This window comes from Streptomyces sp. NPDC037290, assembly GCF_055603245.1.
In genome coordinates, this window is the sequence record NZ_JBVJVZ010000005.1 from 17,187 (window position 1) to 35,847 (window position 18,661).

The following is an 18,661-nucleotide window of genomic DNA, read 5'->3' on the forward strand; positions in this document are numbered from 1 at the left end:
GTCGAATACGTGTGCGCGTAACCCGATCGTCGGAACCTCCATGTGTTCTCCCCGTAAGCATTCCGTGACCTCACCGGGCCGACGGCAGGGGTTCACCCCTCGTTCACTTCCGGCCATCGGCGGCTTCACCTGTTCTGCCTAATTTCGGCCGTGCACGGTGCGGAGCGCGGTCGTTCATGCGCTGGCGCATCCCAAGACCTCGCACGCCGCCGACAGCGGCGGCTCCTGGAAGGAACTCCCGAAAGTGAAGCTTCAGCGCAAGAACCGGCTGCGCGCCCTTTCGCTCGGTGCGATCGCCGTGACCGGTGCCCTGGCCCTGACGGCGTGCGGCTCCGACGACAACGGTGGTGGCGGCAAGGCCTCGGGCAACCCGTCCGGCTCCGCCAACGCTTCCTCCGCCAAGTGCGACAACGCCAAGGGCCAGCTGCTCGCGGACGGCTCCTCCGCGCAGAAGAACGCGATCGACGCGTGGGTCAAGGCGTTCTCGCAGGCCTGTGGCGTGCAGATCAACTACAAGGGCGGCGGCTCCGGCGCCGGTGTCACCTCCTTCAACCAGGGCCAGCTCGCGTTCGCCGGTTCGGACTCCGCGCTGAAGCCGGAAGAGGTCACCGCCTCCAAGAAGGTCTGCTCCGGCGGCCAGGGCATCGACCTGCCGATGGTCGGCGGCCCGATCGCCCTCGGTTACAACGTCCCGGGTGTCGACAACCTGGTCCTGGACGCCCCGACGATCGCCAAGATCTTCGACAGCAAGATCAAGAACTGGAACGACCCGGCGATCAAGAAGCTGAACCCGTCGGCGAAGCTGCCCGACCTGAAGATCCAGGCCTTCCACCGTTCCGAGGACTCCGGTACGACGGACAACTTCACCAAGTACCTGATCGCCACCGCCCCGAACAACTGGAAGTACTCCGGCGGCAAGGCCTGGCAGGCGCAGGGCGGCCAGGCGGCCTCCGGCTCCGCCGGTGTGGCCCAGGGCGTCAAGCAGAACGCCGGCGCGATCGGCTACTTCGAGCTGTCCTACGCCAAGGACATGACCACCGTCTCCATCGCCACCGGTGCCAAGACCCCGGTCAAGCCGTCCGTGGAGAGCGCCACCGCGGACATCGCGGCCGCCAAGGTCGTCGGCACCGGCAAGGACCTGTCGCTGAAGCTGGACTACGCCACCAAGGCCGAGAACGCCTACCCGATCACCCTGGTGACCTACGAGATCGTCTGCGACAAGGGCAACAAGGCCGACACCCTGCCGGCCACCAAGGCCTTCCTGCGCTACATCGCCAGCGAGGACGGTCAGAAGGCGCTGTCGAGCATCGACTACGCCCCGATCCCCGACGAGATCATCGCCAAGGTCCGCACCACCATCGAGGGCCTGAGCTGACCTGATCCGAGAGTGCGGCCCGTGCCCGACAGGGCCCGGGCCGCACCGTCCGGTGCACCGCCGCCATGAGCCGCCGCCCGTGAGGGTGCCCGGCTCCGCAGACCGGAGAACCCGATGGAAATATCGACCAAAACCGACGCATCTCCCCCCACGCCCCACTCCACGGTGACCGAGCAGAAGCGCAACGCCCGCGGCGCGACCCGCCCCGGCGACCGCGTCTTCCTCGGCCTCTCCCGGGGCTCCGGCATCCTGCTGCTGGTGATCATGGCCGCCATCGCGGTCTTCCTCACCTATCGCGCCTCGCTCGCGATCAGCAAGGACCACGGAAACTTCCTGACCACCTTCGAGTGGAACACCAACCTCACCCCGCCGAGCTTCGGCATCGCGGTGCTGGCCTACGGCACGGTCGTCTCCTCGATCATCGCCATGGTCATCGCGGTCCCGATCGCCGTCGCGATCGCGCTGTTCCTCACCCACTACGCCCCGCGCCGGCTGAGCGGTCCCATCGCCTATGTGATCGACCTGCTCGCCGCCGTGCCGTCCATCGTGTACGGCCTCTGGGGCGCCCTCATCCTCGTCCCGCACATGACGGGCCTGTACGGCTGGCTGAACGACTACCTCGGCTGGACCGGCCTGTTCTCCTGGGACGAGGGTGCCCCCCGCGCCATGCTCACCGTCGGCATCCTGCTGGCGATCATGATCCTGCCGATCATCACCAACGTCAGCCGTGAGGTGTTCCGGCAGGTCCCGCGGATGCACGAGGAGGCCGCGCTGGCCCTCGGCGCCACCCGCTGGGAGGTCGTCCGCATGGCCGTCCTGCCCTTCGGCCGCTCCGGTGTGATCTCCGCGTCCATGCTCGGCCTCGGCCGCGCCCTCGGCGAGACGATGGCCGTCGCCACCGTGCTCTCCCCGGACTACGTCATCCACCTCAGCCTGCTGAACCCGGGCGGCGGCACCTTCGCCCAGAACATCGCCAGCAAGTTCGGTGAGGCCACCGAGCAGGGCCGCGACGCGCTGATCGCCTCCGGTCTCGTCCTGTTCGTCATCACCCTGCTGGTCAACGGCGCGGCCCGCGCGATCATCGCCCGCCGCAAGGAGTACTCGGGGGCCAACGCATGACCACCGCAGCCGTCACCGACAAGCGCCCCAGCTCGCTGCGCGGCGCCAGCCTCCCGAAGTGGTCCCCGTGGGCCATCGCCGCCGGCTCGGTCGTCGTCGCCGTGGCGATCGGCCTGATCGGCGGGCTCAGCAGCAAGATCCAGTGGGGTCTGATCGCCGCGCTCCTGTTCGTCCTCGGCACCTACGGCATCGCCGCCCGCGTGGAGGGCCGCCGGCAGGCCAAGGACCGGATCGCCACCTCCTTCGTCTGGGTCGCCTTCCTGCTCGCCGTCGTCCCGCTGGTCTCCCTGATCTGGGTGACCGTCTCGCGCGGCGTGAAGGTCCTGAACGTCTACTTCCTCACCCACTCCATGGGGGTCGTCGCCGACTCCGAGCCCGGTGGCGGCATCTACCACGCCATCATCGGCAGCCTGGAGCAGGTCGGTCTCGCCACCGTGATCGGTGCGCCGATCGGCATCCTCACCGCGATCTACCTGGTGGAGTACGGCCGGGGCAAGCTCGCCAAGTCCGTCACGTTCTTCGTGGACGTGATGACCGGCATCCCGTCGATCGTCGCGGGTCTGTTCATCCTGTCGCTGATGCTCATCTTCAAGATGGAGCCGTTCGGCTTTGCCGGTTCGCTGGCCCTGGCCATCCTGATGATGCCGGTCGTCGTCCGCTCCACCGAGGAGATGCTCAAGCTCGTCCCGAACGAACTGCGCGAGGCCTCGCTGGCGCTCGGTGTGCCGAAGTGGCGGACCATCCTGAAAGTGGTCCTGCCGACCTCCATCGGCGGTATCACCACCGGCGTCATGCTGGCCATCGCCCGTATCGCGGGCGAGACCGCGCCGGTGCTGCTGCTGGTGTTCGGCAACCCGTTCATCAACAACAACCCGTTCGAGGGTGCGCAGGCGTCGCTGCCGCTGTACATCTACCAGCAGTACGCGCAGAGCGCGGGAGCCAACGCGGCGTACGACCGCGCGTGGGCGGCGTCCCTCACGCTGATCGCCTTCGTGATGATCCTCAACCTCGTGGCCCGCGGCATCGCCCGCTGGAAGGCCCCGAAGACCGGTCGCTAAGGCGACTATTTCCGGCTCCGCCGGGCGGGGCCCCTCAGCGACCGAGCTTGAATTCTGGAAGTGAAGTAGACATGGCCAAGCGAATCGACGTAAGCGGACTGACCGCCTACTACGGCTCCCACAAGGCGATCGAGGACATATCGATGACCGTCGAGCCGCGCTCGGTGACGGCGTTCATCGGCCCGTCCGGCTGCGGCAAGTCGACGTTCCTGCGCACCCTGAACCGTATGCACGAGGTCACCCCCGGTGGCCGCGTCGAGGGCAAGGTGCTGCTGGACGACGAGGACCTGTACGGCAACGGCATCGACCCGGTGGCCGTCCGCCGCGAGGTCGGCATGGTGTTCCAGCGGCCGAACCCCTTCCCGACGATGTCGATCTTCGACAACGTGGCGGCGGGTCTGCGCCTGAACGGCAAGTACCGCAAGAGCGAGCTGAACGACGTCGTCGAGAAGTCGCTCAAGGGCGCGAACCTCTGGAACGAGGTCAAGGACCGCCTGAACAAGCCGGGCTCCGGTCTGTCCGGTGGCCAGCAGCAGCGTCTGTGCATCGCCCGCGCGATCGCGGTCGAGCCGAAGGTGCTCCTCATGGACGAGCCCTGCTCCGCCCTGGACCCGATCTCCACCCTCGCGATCGAGGACCTGATCGGTGAGCTGAAGGAGCGCTTCACGATCGTCATCGTGACGCACAACATGCAGCAGGCCGCGCGTGTCTCGGACCGTACGGCGTTCTTCAACCTGGCGGCGGTGGGTCAGCCCGGCCGCCTCATCGAGATCGACGACACCGAGCGGATCTTCTCCAACCCATCGGTGCAGGCGACGGAGGACTACATCTCCGGTCGCTTCGGCTGATCGTCCCTGATCCCCTCGCGGTGCTGCATGGCGGTGCCACCGCGAGGACGCAAGAGGGCCCGCCCCTGGCTCCCGGGGGCGGGCCCATTGCGTTCGGCGAGCGCTTGCGGACTGAGATCCAGCACCCGCACCGGCTCGCCGACCCACCGGCCCGGGGTGGTGGTGGCGATGATCGCTCCGTCGGGACGGTCGGGGGTGGGCTGAGCGGCGTACTGACAGTGCGCCGCGGCCCACGTGCTCTGCCGGGCCACCGCCAGGGCGGCGGGCAGGTCCAGGTCGAGAACGGTGATGGCGGGGAGGGCGGCGAGATGCTCCGCCGTACCCGGACGGGCCCGGTCGGCTTCGACCAGTGCGCACGCCGGGGCGTACAGGTACCAGCCGGCCTCCACGTGGGCGCGGTGGATCAACCGGGAGGCAAGGACGTTGCCCCGGCCGGCCGCGGCCATGGCGGTGTCGTCCAGGACGATGTGCATCGCGTCGCTCACCTGGCCGCCGCCTGGGCCAGCCGGCGGTCCAGCTCGCCGTCGAGCTCCCGTTCCTCCGCGGGACTGGGCGCGTAACCGGTCCACTCCCTCAAGGCGGCGCGGGCCTGCTCGGCCCGCTCGGCCCGCTCTGCGGGGGTGAGCAGGGTTTCGGCGAGTCGGGCCAGGTAGGCGCGCAGCGACATCCCTTCGGCTGCCGCTATGGCGGCGAGCCGGTCCCGGGCTTCCTCAGGGATACGGACGTTGGCGTCGGACATCATCGGACTCCTCTGCACACCGCGGGTACGGGTACGTACCCGTACCCCACGGGGTGGGGCGGAGCGTGCGGGAACCTACAGCGCCACCAGCTTGACGACGCCGAAGGCCAGGGCGGCGGCCAGCCCGGCGGCCGGCATGGTGATGAACCAGCCCAGGACGATGTTCCTGGCCACGCCCCAGCGGACGGCGTTGAGGCGCTTGGTGGCGCCCACGCCCATGATCGCCGAGGTGATGACGTGGGTCGTGGAGATCGGCGCCTTGAAGAGGTACGCCGTGCCGAACATGATCGAGGCGCCGGTGGCCTCCGCCGCGAAGCCCTGCGGCGGGTCCAGCTCGATGATCTTGCGGCCCAGCGTGCGCATGATGCGCCAGCCGCCCGCGTAGGTGCCGAGGGAGAGCATCAGGGCGGAGACGATCTTCACCCAGACCGGGATCGGATCACCGAAGGTCTCGTGGCCGGAAATCACCAGTGCCATCACGACGACACCCATGGTCTTCTGGGCGTCCTGGAGACCGTGGCCCAGGGCCATGGCCGCCGCCGAGACGGTCTGGGCGATCCGGAAGCCGCGCTTGGCCTTGTGCGGGTTGGCCCGGCGGAACAGCCACATGATGGCCAGCATGACCAGGTAGCCGACGATCAGGCCGACCACCGGGGACAGGAACATCGGAATGATGATCTTGTCCACCACGCCGTTCCAGTGGACGGCGGTACCGCCGGCCAGGGCCGCGCCGACCAGGCCGCCGAACAGCGCGTGCGAGGACGAGGACGGCAGGCCGAAGTACCAGGTGATCAGGTTCCAGGTGATGGCGCCGAGGAGCGCCGCGAAGAGGATGCCCATGCCGGTCGAGCCGGACGGGCTCTCGATCAGGCCCTCGCTGACCGTCTTGGCGACACCGGAGCCGAGGAAGGCACCGGCCAGGTTCATCACGGCCGCCATGGCGAGGGCGGCCCGGGGGGTCAGGGCACGGGTCGACACGGACGTCGCGATCGCGTTCGCCGAGTCGTGGAAGCCGTTCGTGTACGTGAAGAAGAGCGCGACCGCGATGGTCACGACCAGGGCGAAGGTGTCCATCGACGCCTCAGGACTCCTTGACGGCGATGGTCTCCACCGTGTTCGCCACGTGCTCGAACGCGTCCGCCGCCTCTTCCAGGACGTCCACGATCTGCTTGAGCTTGAGCACCTCGATCGCGTCGTACTTGCCGTTGAAGAGGTGCGCGAGGAGCTTGCGGTGGATCTGGTCCGCCTGGTTCTCGAGGCGGTTGACCTCGATCCAGTACTCGGTCAGGTTGTCCAGCGTGCGGAGGTTCGGCATGGCCTCCGCCGTCAGCTCCGCGGCCCGGGCCAGCACCTCGATCTGCTGCTCGACGCCCTTGGGCAGTTCCTCGACGTTGTAGAGGACGACCAGGTCGACGGCCTCCTCCATGAAGTCCATGATGTCGTCGAGGGAGCCGGCGAGGGCGTAGATGTCCTCGCGGTCGAACGGCGTGATGAACGAGGAGTTCAGCTGGTGGAAGATCGCGTGCGTGGCGTCGTCACCCGCGTGTTCCGCGGCCCGCATACGCTCTGCGATCTCGGCTCGGGCAGGTGCGTCCGCCCCGAGCAGTTCCATCAGGAGTTTCGAGCCGGTGACGATGTTGTCCGCGGATGCGGCGAACATGTCGTAGAAGCTCGTCTCCCTGGGGGTCAGACGAAAGCGCACGTGGGGTCCTCGGGGTGCTTCGGTTTCGGTCAGGCTGATGCTAGGCGCATCATCCGGCCACGGCTATCGGGCCGCATCCCAGTGTCGCCCATCGGGCAGCGTGATCAGCACGGGGGCGTACCAAGGGCTCTCTACCCCGGAAAATTCGTTACGATATACCCTGTAGGGGTATGTATCCGCAGCTCGTTCCGAGAGGGAGGCCCGCGATGACGACGACCGAGGCCGGCGCCACGCACGGCTACCACAAGCAGAAGGACGAGCACCTCAAGCGGCTGCGCCGGATCGAGGGTCAGATCCGCGGGCTGCAGCGGATGGTCGACGAGGACACGTACTGCATCGACATACTCACGCAGGTCTCCGCCTCCACCAAGGCGCTGCAGTCCTTCGCGCTGCAGCTGCTGGAGGAGCACCTGCGGCACTGCGTCGCGGACGCGGCCGTCAAGGGCGGCGACGAGATCGACGCGAAGGTGGACGAGGCGACGAAGGCGATCGGCCGCCTGCTGCGCACCTGAGGCCTCAGGAGTCCTTCTCCTCGGCGACCCGCAGCACCTCGTCGATGCTCTCCAGGCTGAGCCGGTCCTCGGCCGCGGAGGCCGCGATGATCAGTTCTCCGCACAGCTCGATCTCGGCGAGGGCCACGTGGTCCTGCACCGCCGTACCGCCGCCCGGAGCCACCCGCCTCACCTCTTCCCTGCCGACACCGACTTCCAAGAGTAGGCAGCGCCCTACATACCGCGCATGGCACGGACGGGCTACTTACGGGGTGGTACGAGGGACTAGTTGTCGCCCTCGGCGATCCGGCCCGCGTAGATGTCCGCGGAGCGCGGCAGCCGTACGTCGGTGGGGGCGCCGAAGTCGTACAGCAGTGTCGTCGAGGCGACCGCCACGGGGGTCTTCTGCACGCTGTTGACGAAGCTGAAGCGCTGCCTGAGCTTGCGGATGCGGCCCTGGTCGTCCAGGTAGGCGTCGAACGGCACCCGGGTGGTGGCGAACCCTTTCGCCGCCGCCGCCAGTGGCGCCCGGTTCTCGGCGGAGGCCTGCCGGGCCGCGCTGCGCAGGTCGGCCGTGCCCTGGTAGTGCCGCACCGGGGTGCCGGCCACCTCGGTCCGGCCGACGAAGGTCGCCGTCCGCGTGCCCCGCAGCACCTCGGCCGCCGCATAGGGGTCGGTGACCCCGCCGGTGACCAGGTTGCCGTCGGACAGCGTGGCGGTGTCCACCCGCACCCACTTGTCGGCGGGCACACCCGCGCCCCGGTTCTTCATGAACAGGGCACCGGGGGCGAGGAGTTCGGTGATGGGCTGGTGCTCGGCGGTGCCCGCCGGGTCCTCGGGCAGGACGACCGTGAGCCGGCCGAGCCGCTGCCGGAAGTCGTAGACGCCCTTGCCGCGGATGGTGACGCGGGTGCCGCCCGTGGCCATCTCCATGGAGGTGGTGGCCTTGGAGCTGCCCGCGCCGCGCAGCGTGTCGGCGGCGCCGTGCAGGACGGCGACCGGATCGCGCCCGCCCTTGACGTCCTCGGCGGCGGCCCCGCTGCCGACACAGCCCGTGGCACCCGCCCCGAGGCCGAGCAAGATGCCGACCGCGACGACCGTCCTGCCCGCGTTCCTGTGCTGCCGCCGATCCATCGCCTGCCTACCCCCAGCCGGTACGTCCGCAACGGGCCCCCTGTCGTTCGGATAACGACGGGTGCCAGGCGCCGTCACGCGCCGCCGAGGAGAGCGGGGAGGCCGTGCGAGCCCTTTGCCGTGGGGTGGGTAACGTTGTCGGGGTGACAGTCACCGCGGCACAGCAGGACGGGCCCGAGCCCGTCCGGTCCGGGCAGGAACACCTCGTCACGACGACCGAACAGGGCCGCTTCTGCGTGGCCGGCTGCAGCTGCGGCTGGCGCGGCCCCGCCCGCAGAGCCCGCAGCCAGGCCCGCACGGACGCGGAGGACCACCGGGCGGGCCGGTGAGCACGGCGTTCAGAACGGCGGTCAGTCCTGCATGTGCTGGAACGGCCGGATCAGGGCGTCCACGAGGTCACGGTCGCGGGGCTGGGTGAGGCGGCCGCGGGCCGCGGCGGGGGAGAGCCACAGGATCCGGTCCACCTCGTCGTTCGGGGTGAAGTGCCCGAAGACCGCCTCGGCCGCCCAGTAACGGACCTGTTTGGGACGGCCGTTCACGAGATACCGCACGGTCGCCAGCTCCTCGCCGGGCTCGGCCGTGTACCCGGTCTCCTCCGCGACCTCCCGAAGAGCGCCCGCGAGCGGCTCCTCGCCGCGCTTGAGCTTGCCCTTCGGGTGCGACCAGTCGTCGTACTTCGGCCGGTGGACCAGGCAGACCTCCAGGTCCCCGGAGACCGGCGAGCGCCGCCACAGCACGCAGCCGGCCGCCCGCACCAGGGTGTCGCTCACACTGCCTCCTCGTGGGACTTCAGGGCGCGCTGACGGTCTGCTTCTGCCAGGCCTGCTGGAAGGCGAACCTGGCGGCCTCCACCTCGTGCCGCTGGTCGGCGTGGAGCACGCCGAGCGCGTACGCCGTCGCCGGGGCGATACGGGGCGTACGGGCGGCCTGGGCCGCCGCCGCAGCAGCCTCCGAGGCGTCCCGGTGCCGGTTCAGGGCCTGGCCCGCCGCCAGCAGCCGTACGTCCACGGGCGCGTTGCCCGCGTGCAGTGCCTCCAGCGCGTACCGGTGCAGGCGCAGCAGCAGCCGGACCTGGTGCCAGGGGCCGTCCTGGGGGTGGGGGGACGGTTCCGGGGACAGGCCGTGGACCAGGGCCTCCGCGTTGTACGGGTGGCCCGCGGTGACCAGGGGGAGCGCTGCGATCGCGTCGGTCAGCCGTTCCTCCGCAGCGGCTGACAGGGGGCGCAGGCCGGTGGTGGGGGCGGTGAGGGTGAGGGGGACCTCGCTGGCGAGTACGGCGACCTTGTCCGCGACGGCGTGGAACCGGCTCGACCCCAGGGCCTGGAGGGCCGTGGAGTGGGCTCGGGTCCGGGCCAGGGTCAGCTGGCGTTCGAGCAGGGCGCCCGCTTTGGCTGCGCCCACGGTGAGGTTGCCGCGTTCGGCGGTGTGGGCCGCCGGGCCACCGGAGCGGGCGTCGCCGGCCCCGACAGCCGCGGCCGTGACCGCCTGCGCCGGGAACACCGTCGCGCCGGACAGCCGGTGCAGGGCGAGCAACAGGCGTTCCAGACGGGCCTCGTACGCGTGCTCCAGACCCAATGTGCCCGACAGCCAGGCCAGTTCGGGGCGCATCTCCTCGGACCAGTCGGCGTCGAGGAGGGGGCGGAAGGTGTGCAGGCTGGCGCTGATGCGCCGGGCCGAGCGGCGCAGCAGTCGTGCCGCGTCGACGGACTCCTCCGGGCCGCCCGCCGTGTTGCCCCCCGTCTCGCGGTGCAGGCGCAGGGCGCGGAGGAACTCCGTGGCCTGGGCGCGCAGGTACGCCGCGAGGGCGTCCCCGGTCACCACCTCGGCCGTGGGGTCCGTCGGGTCAAGGTGTTGCTGTGCCACGCCGGCGCCTCCGGGCGTCTATGAGCATCTCCTGGACGTTGCGCAGGGGTTGGCCGTCCGCATCGGTCGCGTTGCGCGTCCACTCGCCGTCCGGGCCGAGGTGCCAGGAGGAGGTGGAGTCGGACATGCCGGTGTCGAGCAGCCGGTTCAGGGCCGCCCGGTGGGCGGGGTCCACGACCCGCACCAGGGCCTCTATCCGGCGGTCGAGGTTGCGGTGCATCATGTCGGCGCTGCCGAACCACACCTCGGGCTCGCCGCCGTTGCCGAACGAGAACACACGGGAATGCTCGAGGAAGCGGCCGAGGATGGAACGGACCCGGATGTTGTCGGACAGGCCGGTGACGCCGGGGCGTATCGCGCAGATGCCGCGCACCCATATGTCGACCGGCACGCCGGCCTGGGACGCGCGGTAGAGGGCGTCGATGACGGCCTCGTCGACCATCGAGTTCACCTTGATGCGGACGAAGGCCGGACGGCCCGCGCGGTGGTGCTGGACTTCCTTGTCGATGCGCGAGATCAGGCCGTCGCGCAGCGACTTGGGGGCCACCAGCAGGCGGCGGTAGGTCTCCCGGCGGGAGTAGCCGGACAGCCGGTTGAACAGGTCGGAGAGGTCCGCGCCGACCTGCGGGTCGGCCGTGAGCAGGCCCAGGTCCTCGTACAGCCGGGCGGTCTTCGGGTGGTAGTTGCCGGTGCCGACATGGCTGTAGCGGCGCAGGGTCTCGCCCTCCTGGCGGACCACCAGGGACAGCTTGCAGTGCGTCTTCAGGCCGACCAGGCCGTAGACGACGTGGCAGCCGGCCTCCTCCAGCTTGCGCGCCCACTTGATGTTGGCGTGCTCGTCGAAGCGGGCCTTGATCTCGACCAGGACGAGGACCTGCTTGCCGGACTCGGCGGCGTCGATGAGCGCGTCGACTATCGGGGAGTCGCCGGAGGTGCGGTAGAGGGTCTGCTTGATCGCGAGGACGTCCGGGTCGGCGGCCGCCTGTTCCAGGAAGGCCTGCACGGAGGTGGAGAAGCTGTCGTACGGGTGGTGCAGCAGCACGTCCCGGGTGCGCAGGGCCGCGAAGATGTCCGGCGCGGACGCGGACTCGACCTCGGCGAGGTCGCGGTGGGTGCCGGCGACGAACTTCGGGTACTTCAGCTCGGGCCGGTCGAGGGAGTGGACGCGGAACAGGCCGGTGAGGTCCAGCGGGCCGGGCAGCGGGTAGACCTCGGCCTCGCTGATCTTGAGCTCGCGGACCAGCAGGTCCAGCACCTCGCGGTCGATGGACTCCTCGACCTCCAGGCGCACCGGCGGCCCGAAGCGGCGCCGCATGAGCTCCTTCTCCAGGGCCTGGAGCAGGTTCTCGGCGTCGTCCTCCTCGACCTCCAGGTCCTCGTTGCGGGTGAGCCGGAAGGCGTGGTGCTCCAGCACCTCCATGCCCGGGAACAGCTCCTCCAGGTGCGCGGCGATGACGTCCTCGAGGGGGACGTACCGGCCGGGGCTGCTCTCCAGGAAGCGGGACAGCAGCGGCGGCACCTTCACGCGCGCGAAGTGCTTGTGGCCGCTGACCGGGTTGCGTACGACGACGGCCAGGTTCAGCGAGAGGCCGGAAATGTACGGGAAGGGGTGGGCGGGGTCGACGGCCAGCGGGGTCAGGACCGGGAAGATCTGGTGCCGGAAGAGCGTGAACAGGCGGGCCTGCTCCTTGTCGGTCAGCTCGCTCCAGCGGACCAGGTGGATGCCCTCGTCCGCGAGGGCGGGGGCGACGTCCTCGTGGTAGCAGGCGGCGTGCCGGGCCATCAGCTCGCGCGAGCGGGCCCAGATCATCTCCAGCACCTCGCGGGGCTGCAGCCCGGAGGCGGAGCGGGTGGCGACGCCGGTGGCGATACGGCGCTTCAGACCGGCCACCCGGACCATGAAGAACTCGTCCAGGTTGCTGGCGAAGATCGCGAGGAAGTTCGCGCGCTCCAGCAGGGGCGTGTTCGGGTCCTCGGCCAGCTCCAGGACACGCTCGTTGAAGGCGAGCCAGCTGCGCTCCCGGTCGAGGAAGCGGCCCTGGGGCAACGGTGCGCCGTCGACCTGCGACTCTTCGTACGCGTCGAGGTCGGCATCGATGTCGGGTTCCAGGTCGGAGACGACCGCGGCCACCGTGTGCGGGCGGTGCGCGGCGAGGGAGCCCACGGAGGGCTGGACGTGCTGGACCTCTGCTGCCTGGGTGTCTTGCTGACTCATGAACCCATTCTTCCGCGCCGAGGGGGAGACAGGCGCGTCGGAACGTGCGGGCGGGAGCGTCACGGCCCCGTTCCCCGCGGGCCCCTCGGGGGGCGGCGAAGGCTCTGGCACGGCGGGCTTCATTGGCCGAGCGTCGCAAGCCTGGCTGAATCGATGGTTACGGAGACATGACGTGCGGGATAGCGGGGGGCGGCTCGCGGGGGTCCTGCTCGCGAAAGCGGCGGTGCGCGGGCCGGGGGAGCGGCGGTGTGTGGGCCGCCTGACCGCTCGCGCACCCGTCGCCCCCGGCGGTCAGGTGGTACAGCGGCGCACGGCGTCCGCACGGGCCGCGTCGCAGGTACCCGCGGTGACCACCACGCCCGTGACCAGCGCGGGCAGCCTACGGCGCAGCACCAGGGCCGCCAAGGTGCCGGCCACCGGCCCGGCCAGGGCCGGCGCGGCGGTGGAACGACGGTCCGGGGCCGGCCGGACCGTGAGCCAGCGGGTCGGCGAGGTGCTCCGGGTCCTGGCCGGCTGGGCGGTGCCGGTCTCCGGCTCCCGGCCGGTCAGGGCGGCGGTGGCGTAGTCGTAGTGGTTCTTGCGGCGCAGGATCGCGGCCTGGCCGTGGCTTCGGCTCGGCAGCGGTGTACGCGCCGGCCCTCGGCGGGCCGTGCGTTCTCCTCGGCACCGTTCCTTGGCACCCGGTGCCCAGGACCGTGTCACGTCTCCGTGCGGTACATCAGGTCCGTCTCGTACGTGCTGAACCCCAGCCGCTCGTACACCGTCACCGCCGCCTGGTTGTCGGCGTCCACGTAGAGCATCGCGGCCGGCAGCTGCTCGGCGGCCAGGTGGCGCAGGCCGATCGTGGTGAGGGCCCTGCCGAGCCCACCGCCCTGCTCACCGGGGCGGACCCCGAGGACGTACACCTCGCCGAGCCCCTCCTCCGCGTGCACCTTGGTCCAGTGGAAGCCGACCAACTCCCCGCGCCGCTCGGCGAGGAAGAACCCGGCCGGGTCGAACCACGGTTCGGCCTTGCGGTCGTCGAGGTCCCGCTGGGTCAGCGAGCCCTGCTCGGGGTGGTGGGCGAAGGCGGCCGCGTTGACCTCGAGCCAGGCGGCGTCGTCCTTGCCGGGCACGAAGGCGCGCACGCTCACGCCCTCCGGCAGCACCGGGTCGGGCAGCTCCAGGTCGGTCAACGACCGCCGCATCTGGCGCAGTTCGCGGAACAGGGTCAGCCCGAGCACCTGGGCGAGGTGCCGGGCGGCGGAGTGCCCGCCGTGCGCCCACACCCGCAGCCGCTTGCCGGAGGCGCCGAGCAGGGCCGCGCCGAGCGCCCGGCCGTGCCCGTGCCCGCGGTGCGCGGGGTGGACGACGAGTTCGGCGGCGGGTGCCTCCACCGGGTCGGTGTCCTCCAGCTGGGCATAGCCGACGAGTTCGCCGTCGATGGTCAGCAGGAGGTGTGAGACGCCCTCGCGGGCACCTCCGCGCAGCTGCAGCCGGCCCTGCTCGGACACCGGCTGCTGCCCGTCGACCCGGGCGGCCTCGGCGAGCAGGGCCAGCACGGCCTCGGCCTGGTCCGGGGAGAGCGCGGAGTGGGTCTCGATGGAGCGGGCGGGAAAGGCTCGTGCGGTGTCGTCGCTGCTCATGCGTAGAGGGTACGGCAGGCACCCCGTAAGACCCATGTGAATGGCGCCGTGGTTCCCGGAATTCCCCGTGAATTACTCATAAGGCTCTTTAATTGAGGTCTCACCGGAATTGGCTTTTCCTGGCTTCCGAATCCCGTAATGTTTTCCATGCCGGAATTGGCCAGAGGGCGGCGGTGTCGACGAGGGTCCTGCCCTGGCGTACCTCGGTGGCGGCGACGGTGAGCACGGGTTTCCCGGTGGATAGGATGAGGATGACTGTGTGACGCATTAGCTGCGCCGCGCAGGAGAGTAGCGCTGTTTCGCTGTGCCGCGCAGTGAGTTTTGGAGGCGAGCCACGTGACGGACCCCAGCCGGGCCGGGCTGTACGAGGAGCTGGCGACGGAGTCGCGCCGCTATCTGGCGGCGTATGTGCTGTTCAACCAGGCCGTCGCCGACCATCTCGGCCTTCACCCGACCGATGTGCAGGCCCTCAGCCTGCTGACGGTCGAGCCCGAGCCGCTCACGGTCCGGCAGATCGCCGACATGACCGGCCTGACCACGGGCTCGGCCACCCGGCTGGTGGACCGGCTCGAACGCGGCGGCTATGTGGCCCGCACACCCGACCGGCACGACCGCCGCCGGGTGCTGGTCTCCCCGGTGCCGGAGCGCGTCGCCCGCGTCACCGCGGTGTGGGACGAACTCGGCCGGAGCTGGCAGACCCTGCTCGACGACCACAGCGAGGACGAACTGAGGGCCATCACCCGCCACATGCGCCGCGCGAACGACCTCAGCCGTACCCAGATCCAACGACTGCGCGCCCTGCCGAAGCCGCACTGACCGATCGACCGGCGTTTCTTCAGCCCGACAGGCCCGGCACGCCTTCCGGTGCGGCCGGTGCGTCCCGGATGTCCGGTGGCGGGGTCGGTGCGCCCGGGAGGCTGACCGTGGCCGTGGTGCCGGTGCCCGGTGCCCGGGACAGGGTGACCTCGCCGCCCGCCTGCTCGACCGTGCGGGCCACGATGGACAGGCCGAGGCCCGAGCCGGGCAGGGCGCGGGCGCTGGGGGAGCGCCAGAAGCGGTCGAAGACGTGCGGGAGTTCGTCCTCGGGGATACCGGGACCGTGGTCGCGGACCGTGAGGGTGCCCCCGGTCAGCCGTACCTCGATCGTGCCGCCCCCGGGGCTGAACTTCACCGCGTTGTCGAGGATGTTGACGACCGCCCGCTCCAGCGCGGAGGGCTCCGCCCGCACGTACCAGGGCTGCAGGTCCGCCGTGATCGTCAGCTCCGGGCCGCGCAGGCGGGCGCGGCGCAGGGCCGCCTCGACGGTGTCCTGGAACGACACCACCTGCACGCGTTCGCCGCGCTGGCCCTCCGAGCGGGACAGTTCCTGCAGGTCGCCGATCAGCGCGGCCAGTTCGGTCATCTGCGCCTTCACCGAGGCGAGCAGGGCCCTGCGGTCCTCCGGCGGGAGCGGACGGCCCGTCTCCTCGCTGCGGGTGAGGAGTTCGATGTTCGTCCGCAACGACGTCAGCGGCGTACGCAGCTCATGGCCGGCGTCGGCGATCAGCTGCTGCTGGAGGTCGCGGGAGCTGGCCAGCGAGGCGGTCATGGAGTTGAAGGACCGGGACAGCCGGGCGACCTCGTCCTCGCTGTCCTCCTCCACGGGGATGCGGATCGTCAGGTCCTCGGTCCGGGCCACGTGTTCCACGGCCTCGGTCAGCTTGTCCACGGGCCGCAGGCCCGCACGGGCGACCGCGAGGCCCGCGGCGCCGGCGCCGACGACGCCCACGCCGGAGACGAGAAGCAGGATGAGCGCGAGGTCGTTGAGGGTCTTCTCGGTGTTCTCGAGCGGAACGGCCATCATCCAGGCGGCACCGGGATACGACTGCGGCCCGGCGTTGGTCATCACCATGAGCGGCATGGTGAGCACCCGGACGGAGCGGCCCTCGGTGTCCGTGCCGTTGCGCAGGATGCCCCCCTCGCGGGAGTCTCGTCCGACGATCGCCCGGTCGGCCGCGGTGGTCCTCACCACGCCCGCGGAATCGGACCAGACGCACGGGGTGCCGTCCGCCTTGACCAGCTGGGAGTAGGCGCGCGGGCCGTTGTACACCGTGTCCGTCGGCTTCGGCGGGCACGCGGTCAGCAGGTCGAGCACCTTGCCGGACGGCACGGCGTGCTGCGAGGTGTTCTCCAGGTCCCTGTCGACCAGGTCGTACATCTTCCTCTGCACGATGAACCACGCCGTCATCGAGACCGCCGCCACCGCGAACGCCACCGCCGCCGCGACCAGCATCGCCAGCCGGGCCCGGATCGGCAGCGCCCGATAGCGCCGTACCAGCTTGTTCACTCCGCGCCGCCCTGGCGCAGCACGTACCCCACGCCCCGTACGGTGTGCACGAGGCGCGCCTCGCCGCCGGCCTCGGTCTTGCGGCGCAGGTACATGACGTAGACGTCCAGCGAGTTGGAGGACGGCTCGAAGTCGAAGCCCCAGACCGCCTTCAGGATCTGCTCGCGGGTGAGGACCTGGCGCGGGTGTGCCATGAACATCTCCAGGAGGGTGAACTCCGTGCGGGTCAGTTCGACCTGGCGGCCGCCCCGCGTCACCTCCCGGGTCGCGAGGTCCATGCGCAGGTCGGCGAAGGTGAGGGCCTCGTCCTCCTGGGCCTCGGCCGACACCGAGGCCGCGTACGAGCTGCGGCGCAGCAGGGCCCGGATGCGGGCGAAGAGTTCGTCCAGCTCGAAGGGCTTGACCAGGTAGTCGTCGGCGCCCGCGTCGAGGCCGGTCACCCGGTCGCCGACCGTGTCGCGGGCCGTCAGCATCAGGATGGGTGTCGTGTCGCCGGCCCCGCGGATGCGGCGGGCCGCGGTGAGGCCGTCCATGCGCGGCATCTGGATGTCGAGGACGACCAGGTCGGGCTGGTAGGCGGTGGCCTTCTCCAGGGCGTCCGCGCCGTCGACGGCCACCTCCGTGTCGTACCCCTCGAACGCGAGGCTGCGCTGCAGCGCCTCGCATACGGCCGGCTCGTCGTCGACGATCAGGATGCGCTGGGGGTCACGGTCGCCTTCGGCGGGGCTCATCGCTCGCGGTTCCTCGGGGTGCGGTGGATGGGATGAACGGGCGGTGCGGTCGGGTCTCTCCCCGCCAGCCTGCCACGGCCGGGCGGGGGGCCGGGCGGCACACCGCCGGGGTTCAGGCCTGGACCGCGGTGAGACGGCGCAGCGGCACCTTGCGGCGGTGGGGGCGGGCGGCGGAGGTGCGCAGGCCCATCAGTTCGGGGACCGGGTTCACGGCCACCTTGGGGGCGCGGGGCACCGGGACGGGCGTGTGCAGATCGTGGACGATCGACAGGGCGAGGGTGACGTCGGCGGGACGGAGGCCGGCGATCTGGTGCGAGAAGTGCTGGATCATGACGTACTCCCTGCTGACTGGTGAGGCACCGGTCCGTGCGGCAGCGGTGTGGCGCGCTAGCTGTTGCTGCCGGCGCGCAGCTTGCCCAGGTCGGACTTGACGGTGTTGACGGGGATCGCGAAGCCGAGGCCGATGCTGCCGGCGTCCGAGGACGAGGAGGACTGCTGGCTCGACGAGTACATCGCGGAGTTGATGCCGATGACGTTGCCGTTCGCGTCGATCAGCGCGCCGCCGGAGTTGCCGGGGTTCAGCGAGGCGTCGGTCTGGATGGCCTTGTAGGTCGTCGTGGACGAGCCCGTGTCGCCGTTGAACTCACGGCCGCCGAACTGGAACGGCCACTGACCGTCGCCGCCCTGGCCCTGCTGGCCCTCGTCGGTGGAGACGGTCACGTCCCGGTTGAGAGCGGAGACGATGCCGCTGGTGACGGTGCCGGTCAGGCCCTCGGGGGAGCCGATCGCGACGACCGTGTCACCGACCTGGACCCCCGACGAGTTGCCGAGCGAGGCGACCTTCAGCCCGGAGGCGCCCCGCAGCTTGATCAGCGCGAGGTCCTTGGAGCTGTCGGTGCCGACGACCTCGGCGGAGTAGCTCGTGCCGTCGCTGGTGCGCACCTTGACGGACTGCGCGCCGGAGACGACGTGGTTGTTGGTGACGATCTCGCCGTTCGACGTGATGATCACGCCGGAGCCGGTGGAGGAGCCGTTGCCGAGGGACGCCTGGATCTCGACGACGCTCGGGCTGACGGCGGACGCGATGGCGGCGACGTCGCCCCGCTTGCTGGAGGGCACCACGTTCGTGGACGTACCGGCGGAGGCGGCCGTGTCCTTGCCGGTCAGCTCCTGGAAGCCGTACGCGGTGGCGCCGCCGACCGCCGCCGCCACCATCGCGACGGCCGCGAGGAGCGTGACGGGACCCCGGTTGCGCCTCTTGTTGTGGGCGGAGGGCTCAGCGGCCGGCTGGTACGGCGGCGGGGGCGGCCACTCGGGGTTCACGGGAGCGGAGTAGGAGTGCGGCTGCTCGTGTGTGCCCTGGCTCTCGGTCATGACAAACAGCCTCCCCCGTGACCATGAGAGCTTCCTGAGTGCTCGCTGAGAAGCCCGGCAG

Annotated in this window: 21 protein-coding genes and 1 pseudogene; 7 read left to right on the forward strand and 15 right to left on the reverse strand. The window is 70.6% G+C overall.

The annotated features are described in order from the left end of the window. Positions 1 to 244: 244 nt before the first annotated feature. The 4 genes from pstS (at position 245) to pstB (ending at position 4,400) form a co-directional block, all read left to right on the forward strand. Positions 245 to 1,375, forward strand: a complete 1,131-nt coding sequence (gene pstS, locus ACZ7HQ_RS18560) for a phosphate ABC transporter substrate-binding protein PstS (protein ID WP_470990756.1) — start codon at positions 245 to 247, stop codon at positions 1,373 to 1,375. 114 nt (positions 1,376 to 1,489) lie between these two features. Beyond that, the gene (gene pstC, locus ACZ7HQ_RS18565) at positions 1,490 to 2,494 is read left to right on the forward strand and encodes a phosphate ABC transporter permease subunit PstC (protein ID WP_470990758.1); all 1,005 of its coding nucleotides are present in this window, start codon (positions 1,490 to 1,492) and stop codon (positions 2,492 to 2,494) included. Further along, positions 2,491 to 3,552 carry a phosphate ABC transporter permease PstA gene (pstA, locus tag ACZ7HQ_RS18570; protein WP_470990759.1) on the forward strand — a complete coding sequence of 354 codons (1,062 nt, stop codon included), beginning with the start codon at positions 2,491 to 2,493 and terminating at the stop codon, positions 3,550 to 3,552. Before pstC ends, pstA begins: the two co-directional genes overlap by 4 nt. 71 nt (positions 3,553 to 3,623) lie before the next feature. Beyond that, entirely contained in the window at positions 3,624 to 4,400 is a 777-nt protein-coding gene (gene pstB, locus ACZ7HQ_RS18575; protein WP_470990761.1) for a phosphate ABC transporter ATP-binding protein PstB, read from the forward strand. Positions 4,401 to 4,507: 107 nt separating this feature from the next. Here pstB and ACZ7HQ_RS18580 read toward each other — a convergent pair. The 4 genes and pseudogenes from ACZ7HQ_RS18580 to ACZ7HQ_RS18595 all read right to left on the reverse strand — a co-directional run. Next, a pseudogene (locus ACZ7HQ_RS18580) lies at positions 4,508 to 4,873 on the reverse strand (PIN domain-containing protein); the annotation flags it as partial. A gap of 8 nt (positions 4,874 to 4,881) precedes the next feature. Beyond that, positions 4,882 to 5,139: a hypothetical protein gene (locus tag ACZ7HQ_RS18585; RefSeq protein WP_470990763.1), complete on the reverse strand. Its 258-nt coding sequence runs from the start codon at positions 5,137 to 5,139 to the stop codon at positions 4,882 to 4,884. Between the two features lie 75 nt (positions 5,140 to 5,214). Beyond that, on the reverse strand, positions 5,215 to 6,213 hold the full coding sequence (locus tag ACZ7HQ_RS18590) for an inorganic phosphate transporter (RefSeq protein ID WP_470990765.1): 999 nt from the start codon (positions 6,211 to 6,213) through the stop codon (positions 5,215 to 5,217). A gap of 7 nt (positions 6,214 to 6,220) precedes the next feature. Beyond that, positions 6,221 to 6,841, reverse strand: a complete 621-nt coding sequence (locus tag ACZ7HQ_RS18595) for a DUF47 domain-containing protein (RefSeq protein WP_433451194.1) — start codon at positions 6,839 to 6,841, stop codon at positions 6,221 to 6,223. Between the two features lie 206 nt (positions 6,842 to 7,047). Between ACZ7HQ_RS18595 and ACZ7HQ_RS18600 the strand changes: the two genes are divergently transcribed. After that, the gene (locus tag ACZ7HQ_RS18600; protein ID WP_345059085.1) at positions 7,048 to 7,353 is read left to right on the forward strand and encodes a metal-sensitive transcriptional regulator; all 306 of its coding nucleotides are present in this window, start codon (positions 7,048 to 7,050) and stop codon (positions 7,351 to 7,353) included. A 4-nt stretch (positions 7,354 to 7,357) separates the two neighbouring features. On the opposite strand, the gene ACZ7HQ_RS18605 is transcribed toward ACZ7HQ_RS18600, so the two are convergent. Together ACZ7HQ_RS18605 and ACZ7HQ_RS18610 are read right to left on the reverse strand one after the other, a co-directional pair. After that, the gene (locus ACZ7HQ_RS18605; protein WP_470992296.1) at positions 7,358 to 7,516 is read right to left on the reverse strand and encodes a hypothetical protein; all 159 of its coding nucleotides are present in this window, start codon (positions 7,514 to 7,516) and stop codon (positions 7,358 to 7,360) included. Positions 7,517 to 7,617: 101 nt separating this feature from the next. Continuing rightward, positions 7,618 to 8,466 carry an SCO4651 family lipoprotein gene (locus tag ACZ7HQ_RS18610; RefSeq protein WP_470990768.1) on the reverse strand — a complete coding sequence of 283 codons (849 nt, stop codon included), beginning with the start codon at positions 8,464 to 8,466 and terminating at the stop codon, positions 7,618 to 7,620. 143 nt (positions 8,467 to 8,609) lie between these two features. Here ACZ7HQ_RS18610 and ACZ7HQ_RS18615 point away from each other — a divergent pair, with 143 nt between their 5' ends. Further along, a complete protein-coding gene (locus tag ACZ7HQ_RS18615; RefSeq protein ID WP_470990770.1) occupies positions 8,610 to 8,795 on the forward strand; it encodes a hypothetical protein in 186 nt (61 codons plus the stop codon). 21 nt (positions 8,796 to 8,816) lie between these two features. On the opposite strand, the gene ACZ7HQ_RS18620 is transcribed toward ACZ7HQ_RS18615, so the two are convergent. From ACZ7HQ_RS18620 to mshD, 5 genes are all read right to left on the reverse strand, one after another. Beyond that, positions 8,817 to 9,236 carry an NUDIX hydrolase gene (locus ACZ7HQ_RS18620; RefSeq protein ID WP_470990772.1) on the reverse strand — a complete coding sequence of 140 codons (420 nt, stop codon included), beginning with the start codon at positions 9,234 to 9,236 and terminating at the stop codon, positions 8,817 to 8,819. A gap of 19 nt (positions 9,237 to 9,255) precedes the next feature. Next, positions 9,256 to 10,329: a CHAD domain-containing protein gene (locus ACZ7HQ_RS18625; RefSeq protein ID WP_470990774.1), complete on the reverse strand. Its 1,074-nt coding sequence runs from the start codon at positions 10,327 to 10,329 to the stop codon at positions 9,256 to 9,258. Beyond that, the gene (locus tag ACZ7HQ_RS18630) at positions 10,310 to 12,667 is read right to left on the reverse strand and encodes an RNA degradosome polyphosphate kinase (protein WP_470990776.1); all 2,358 of its coding nucleotides are present in this window, start codon (positions 12,665 to 12,667) and stop codon (positions 10,310 to 10,312) included. Before ACZ7HQ_RS18630 ends, ACZ7HQ_RS18625 begins: the two co-directional genes overlap by 20 nt. 168 nt (positions 12,668 to 12,835) lie before the next feature. Then, positions 12,836 to 13,246 carry a hypothetical protein gene (locus ACZ7HQ_RS18635; RefSeq protein WP_470990778.1) on the reverse strand — a complete coding sequence of 137 codons (411 nt, stop codon included), beginning with the start codon at positions 13,244 to 13,246 and terminating at the stop codon, positions 12,836 to 12,838. Beyond that, positions 13,243 to 14,169 (reverse strand): mycothiol synthase, encoded by a 927-nt coding sequence (gene mshD, locus ACZ7HQ_RS18640; RefSeq protein WP_470990780.1) that lies wholly within the window; start codon positions 14,167 to 14,169, stop codon positions 13,243 to 13,245. The genes ACZ7HQ_RS18635 and mshD overlap by 4 nt, the downstream gene beginning before the upstream one ends. Positions 14,170 to 14,505: 336 nt before the next feature. On the opposite strand from mshD, the gene ACZ7HQ_RS18645 reads away from it, so the two are divergent. Then, positions 14,506 to 14,985 carry a MarR family winged helix-turn-helix transcriptional regulator gene (locus ACZ7HQ_RS18645; protein ID WP_470990782.1) on the forward strand — a complete coding sequence of 160 codons (480 nt, stop codon included), beginning with the start codon at positions 14,506 to 14,508 and terminating at the stop codon, positions 14,983 to 14,985. A 19-nt stretch (positions 14,986 to 15,004) separates the two neighbouring features. Here ACZ7HQ_RS18645 and ACZ7HQ_RS18650 read toward each other — a convergent pair whose 3' ends face one another. The 4 genes from ACZ7HQ_RS18650 to ACZ7HQ_RS18665 form a co-directional block, all read right to left on the reverse strand. Then, on the reverse strand, positions 15,005 to 16,495 hold the full coding sequence (locus tag ACZ7HQ_RS18650; protein WP_470990784.1) for a HAMP domain-containing sensor histidine kinase: 1,491 nt from the start codon (positions 16,493 to 16,495) through the stop codon (positions 15,005 to 15,007). Further along, complete coding sequence (locus ACZ7HQ_RS18655) at positions 16,492 to 17,226, reverse strand: response regulator transcription factor (protein WP_470990786.1); 735 nt, start codon at positions 17,224 to 17,226, stop codon at positions 16,492 to 16,494. The genes ACZ7HQ_RS18650 and ACZ7HQ_RS18655 overlap by 4 nt, the downstream gene beginning before the upstream one ends. 112 nt (positions 17,227 to 17,338) lie before the next feature. Beyond that, a complete protein-coding gene (locus ACZ7HQ_RS18660) occupies positions 17,339 to 17,557 on the reverse strand; it encodes a hypothetical protein (RefSeq protein ID WP_470990788.1) in 219 nt (72 codons plus the stop codon). Positions 17,558 to 17,613: 56 nt separating this feature from the next. Beyond that, positions 17,614 to 18,600 carry a S1C family serine protease gene (locus tag ACZ7HQ_RS18665; RefSeq protein WP_470990790.1) on the reverse strand — a complete coding sequence of 329 codons (987 nt, stop codon included), beginning with the start codon at positions 18,598 to 18,600 and terminating at the stop codon, positions 17,614 to 17,616. Positions 18,601 to 18,661: the final 61 nt, after the last annotated feature.